Source organism: Verrucomicrobiota bacterium (genome assembly GCA_027622555.1).
Lineage (GTDB): Bacteria > Verrucomicrobiota > Verrucomicrobiia > Opitutales > UBA2995 > UBA2995.
In genome coordinates this window covers 1-4,999 of the sequence record JAQBYJ010000208.1, presented here as the reverse complement: position 1 = coordinate 4,999, position 4,999 = coordinate 1, and the positions used below count along the sequence as shown (strand labels likewise).

The following is a 4,999-nucleotide window of genomic DNA, read 5'->3' as shown; positions in this document are numbered from 1 at the left end:
AAAAGGCGTATCATCATCCTGGAGACGGGCAAGGTCCTGTATTGCACCCATGGCGCGGAAGTGGGTTTCCTCATCATAGTCCAGTTGGAGGCTCCATTTGCAGAGCCCCGAGTCTTTTAACTGATCAACGGCGGAGCCGGGGTTGGGGCAAGGACTTTGCCTCCAGTCGGGTGTCCAGTTGAAGCCAGAGGGATAAATATCCGTGGTCAGGCGACGGTCAAATCCATGATGCTGGTCAGGCCCGACAAAATGCATTTTTCCCGATAACCAGGTTCTGTAACCCGCACGCTTTAATTGGTGCATGAACGTGGGGGTAGAAGCCGGCAACTCGGCGCCATTGTCGTAGACGCCGATGTTGGAGACCAGTTTTCCGGCACAAAAACTTGCCCGGGAAGGGGCGCAAATGGGGCAATTGCAATAGGCCTCATTAAAGAGAACCCCGTTTTCAGCCAAGGCATCCATGTGGGGGGTTTTCACCAATGCATGTCCGTAGGAACCTGTATACTTTGCCGCCAACTGGTCGGCCATGATCAAAAGGATGTTGGGAGTTTTCCTCATTTTCTATTTCGTGGTTTGAACCCGATTAAATTGTGGGCTCTATCCGGGCTACCCGCCCAAGCAAGGCTATGGTCAATTGGAAAGGTGGACTGGAACACAGAACTTACCCACCAGGGAAGTACCTGTCCATTACGGCGTCGATTTCAGAGCCCTCCACAATGTGGTTTTTGTCCTTATCGATGTCGCGAAGAATCTCCTCGCGGACCCGGCCGGGGATTTCGTCGGCTTGAAGTGCCTCATCACCATTTCTATCGTAACGCTTCAACGCCTCGGGAAAAGATCGAGATGGTTGTGATTCGGTAGTTTCATAGTGTTTGAAAGGTATCAGTTTAATCCCATGCTCCTCGCGGTAACGTTGGTATTTGGGAACCTCCTCCCAGTCCTTTTTTCCGTCATACTTGCTATCCTGGATCTCGGACCGTCCGGCACTGATTGGCTTTTTCGGCAGTGCGACCACAGGATCACGGTCGAGGAATCCGATATCAATCAGGAATTCGTTCACATTGTGGGTTGTATATTCCAAATGGGGCGAGTTGTTGTACCAGCTATGGACTTCTCCGTGATAAACATAATCCCGGCAGACCGTACCCACTTCGCGGCATTTGACGACCCAACGCAGGTCCGAGACATAAAAGGCGTCCCGCGTTCCAAAAAGTATGATATTGGGAGGTGAGTCTGCGCTTACGTTTTCAATCGCCGAAATGGCATGCATGGCCTCGCGGTACTCCTCCGGGTCTTTACCAAGGTACAGGCATTCTTCTTCGACCTGCCGGGGGTGGGTTGCTTCGAAGAAATCGAGGAAGGGATTGTATAGCAGCATGGCCGATACACGGGTATCCATGTTCCGGTTATCATCCTTTCCGACAAAACCAAGCTCAGCGAATTTTTTGGTATCCACAGTGCCCACCGCCGCAGCCATACATCCACCGGCTGATCCGCCTCCGACCGCAACACGATTGGCGTCTATTCCAAACTCTTTGGCATGTTCCTTGATCCACCGAACGGCGCTGATTCCATCTTCGACGGCATAGACCGGTAGCGTGCCATCGACATCGCGGATACGGTATTCGGGCCGAAAGCAGACGGCACCCCGTTCGGCGAAGTAATTGGCCTGAAAGTAGAATTGCCCGGCGTTGCCTTGGGTAAAACCGCCTCCGTGCCAAAGGATGATGGCCGGTCGTTTGTCGCCCGCCTTCCAGTCGGCCGGGTAGTCAACGAAGACTTTCAAGTCCCGTTGTGGAGTCTTTTTAAAAACAAATTCCCTGGTATCGGCATCGCTTAATCCAGGGGCCACGTAGTCGGGCTGATTCCGGGTTCGCTCCAAGTAAGGTTTGCCATAGCGCTCGTGGAACGCGGCTATCGCTTCCTTGCGTCCTTCCCGGGGAAGTTGGTTGACCCAATCCCGGATCTCTTGACCCTTGGGCCGTTCACCAAACGGCAATGTCACGTTCGCGTAAGTCGTCCGAACATTGAACGAAAACGTCAGTGCAAAAATCCAAAACAACAGTTGATTTTCCTTGGTCATAAGCGAACTATAGCAAAACCGGGCCGTTTGCGGCAATGACCTTTTACCGCAGTCTACTGAACATTTCCGTTATTTAATCTTGTCCCGAAATAAGAAAGCTTTCAATGGTCATTTGTTAACCGCTCCCATGGAGAAGCCCATTCACATCGCGCTGTTGATCGAGTCCACAGGTTCCTATGGCCGGGGATTGTTGCGGGGAATCGGCCAATTTATACGAGCCCATCGGCGCTGGTCGACGCATTTGCCCATTCGAAATATCAGTGATGAAATTCCTCAGTGGCTGAACCGGACTTCCATGGATGGCGTTATTCTGAGAACGGACAATCGGAAAGTGATTCAGCGTATACGCCAGATGAAGCTCCCGGTTGTGGCCTTGTACTGGTCGAGCGATCTCGCCGACATGCCTCTGGTTACCAGCGATGAAACCAGTTTGGCCCAAATGGCTTTCGGTCATTTCAAAGCCCGTGGTTTCAAGCATTTTGCTTACTGCGGATTACCGGGTGCCCAGTTTTCAGATCAACGGCGGGAAGCCTTTGTTTCCCTGCTCGCCCGGAAGGGGATTGCCTGCCACACCTACCAGCCAAAAGCCGGGAAAATGGAACCTACGCTGGCCGCAGCCCAATCCTCGGCGATGATGGATGAAAACGATATCGGGCATTGGCTGAAAAGCCTTCCCAAGCCTGTCGCCCTGCTGGCATGCAACGATATACGGGGCAGGCAGGTCTTGAATGCCTGCCGTCAATTTGAATTGGCCGTTCCCGATGAAATCGCAGTCATCGGAGTGGACAACGACCAGGAACAGTGTGAGTTGGCGGATCCATCCCTGACCAGCATCATTCATAATACGGAGAAGATGGGTTACGAAGCGGCGGCGATGCTCCACGGTCTCATAAAAGGTGAACCCATAAAGGAAATGATCCTGGCTTTCCCCCCGACCGGGATCTGTTCCCGCCAGTCCACCGAGGGCTTGGCGATCCAGGATGCCCAAGTGGCGAAGGCGCTTCACTTTATGCGCAACCAGATCGACACCGGCATTAACGTCCAGGACGTGCTGGACCATGTGCATCTATCGCGCAGCACTCTGGAACGCCGCTTTGTGGACCTGCTTGGCCGCACGCCCAAGGAGGAGATCCAGAGGCTTCGATTGAATCATGTAAAGCAGCTTTTAAAAGACACCGACTTTACTCTTGAAACCATTGCGGAGCTGACCGGATTCAGTCACCCGGAGTACCTGCCCCGCATATTTAAAAAGAATTTTGGAATGACTCCCACCCAGTACCGGCATACGGGCTGAAGGGGAAAGGCTGTTAGGGAACTCCCAATTACACGATCTGGAAACCTTCCTTCGAGATGGGCATGGTGCGGATGCGTTTACCGGTGGCCTGGTGGATGGCGTTGGTGACGGCCGCCGTCAGGGGAGGGAAGGCGGGTTCGCCCAGTCCGGTCGGGGAATAATCGGTGCTAAGCCAATGAATCTCGATCCTGGGCTGGGAGGGCATGCGCAGGAGCGGGAAGTCGTCGAAGTTGGATTCCCGGACGGCGCCTTCTTCGAAAGTGATTTCCTGTCCGGCCAGGGTACTGATGGCATCGATAACCGATCCTTCCACCTGGTTTTCCCCGCCGCTTTTGTTGAGCAGCATGCCGACATCACAGGCTACGACGACTCGGTCGACCTTGACTTTGTTGGAGCTGTCGACGGTGACTTCAGCCACTTCGGTAAAGTAACCCAGATGACTGAAGTAGAAGGAAATGCCCCGTCCCCGGCCCTTTTTCAGGGGTTTGCCCCAGTCGCCTTTTTCAGCGGCCAGTTTAGTGACGTTGATGGCCCGTTCCGTGTTAAAGGCGCGGGCCTGACCGGGTTCCAGCCAACGTGGCTGGCCAAATTGTTCCAGGAGGAAATCGACATGGTCCCTTCCGGCGGCTTCTGCCAGTTCATGGATAAAACTCTGGTATACCCAGGCCAGGGAGCAGGATCCCGGAGCCCGCCACCAGCCACAGGGGACCTTGAGCGGAATGTTGTGGGTTTCCATGCGCACATTGGGGACTTCCGGGGTCTGGATATTGCCGGCCCGGACGGCGCCGCCTCATTTGCTTCCTCCGCCGCCGCCCCGCAGGAACTCCGCCAATGCCTTGAGCCGCTCCTCAGATGGCTTCTCCGTTCCCCTCGGCGTCGCCACCGGCCGGGCCAGCGGCCAGCCGCACAGCACCTTGGCCAGGGCCAGTTCGGGTTCGTCGTGCCGGTCGCGGCCGGTGGCCAGATGCGCGGCCAGATGCACCGCGCGCTCGTGCGCGGCGGAGTCGGCGAAACCGCCGGATTGCCAAAGCCCCAGCCGCTCGAAATAGACCGGCAGGAACGGGTGCAGCAGCACCACGCCAGCGAAGTCCACGTCCAGAGCATTCATTATCATTTTGTATCCCATTTTTTACCTCTTCCTTAATACTTCTTATTATTTTGGTTTATCGCCCTTATCAAGAATACGACAGCACTCATTACGATTTTGTATCCCATTCAAAAGGCTCTTCTCGCATACTTTCCCGTTTTTTGAGGAGACGCGTACAGGAGGTAGGTCATCAATAGTTGCATTTTGAGGGTTTCGTAGGTTTCGTAGGTTTCGTAGGTTATGACAAGTTTAGAAGGCGAGACAGTTCTGGCAGTTCTGGCAGTTTTGGCAGTGAGGTGTTACCATGAGTAGGTTACTATCAACTATCATGTTACTATCATTTTGCTATCTTGATACGGGAACACCCCCCCCCGGGTAGGAAGTCTTCTAAGCCGTTTGGCCAATCATGGGGTAGGCATCACGGCGCAGTTTTCTTGTGCGGTAATTTTTTTGAATAGGGCCAGTCATTGCAATAATATCAACACCTAGGTTTAAGCCAGACAAGAGTTCATGCCGCAGGCTGGCCACGTTTTCG

Annotated in this window: 5 protein-coding genes; 1 reads left to right on the top strand and 4 read right to left on the bottom strand. The window is 53.9% G+C overall.

Annotated features, from left to right (window positions below; translation table 11 throughout):
• Both O3C43_24630 and O3C43_24625 read right to left on the bottom strand, forming a co-directional pair.
• A partial coding sequence (locus tag O3C43_24630) for a sulfatase-like hydrolase/transferase (protein ID MDA1069675.1) occupies window positions 1-558 on the bottom strand: 558 nt, incomplete at its 3' end.
• Window positions 559-661: 103 nt separating this feature from the next.
• Complete coding sequence (locus O3C43_24625; protein MDA1069674.1) at window positions 662-2,083, bottom strand: alpha/beta hydrolase; 1,422 nt, start codon at window positions 2,081-2,083, stop codon at window positions 662-664.
• A 79-nt stretch (window positions 2,084-2,162) separates the two neighbouring features.
• Between O3C43_24625 and O3C43_24620 the strand changes: the two genes are divergently transcribed.
• Entirely contained in the window at window positions 2,163-3,377 is a 1,215-nt protein-coding gene (locus O3C43_24620; protein MDA1069673.1) for a XylR family transcriptional regulator, read from the top strand.
• Between the two features lie 28 nt (window positions 3,378-3,405).
• Here the strand turns inward: O3C43_24620 and O3C43_24615 are convergent, their stop codons facing one another.
• On the bottom strand, window positions 3,406-4,113 hold the full coding sequence (locus O3C43_24615) for a molybdopterin-dependent oxidoreductase (GenBank protein ID MDA1069672.1): 708 nt from the start codon (window positions 4,111-4,113) through the stop codon (window positions 3,406-3,408).
• Between the two features lie 54 nt (window positions 4,114-4,167).
• Window positions 4,168-4,485: a contractile injection system tape measure protein gene (locus O3C43_24610; protein MDA1069671.1), complete on the bottom strand. Its 318-nt coding sequence runs from the start codon at window positions 4,483-4,485 to the stop codon at window positions 4,168-4,170.
• Window positions 4,486-4,999 lie beyond the last annotated feature (514 nt).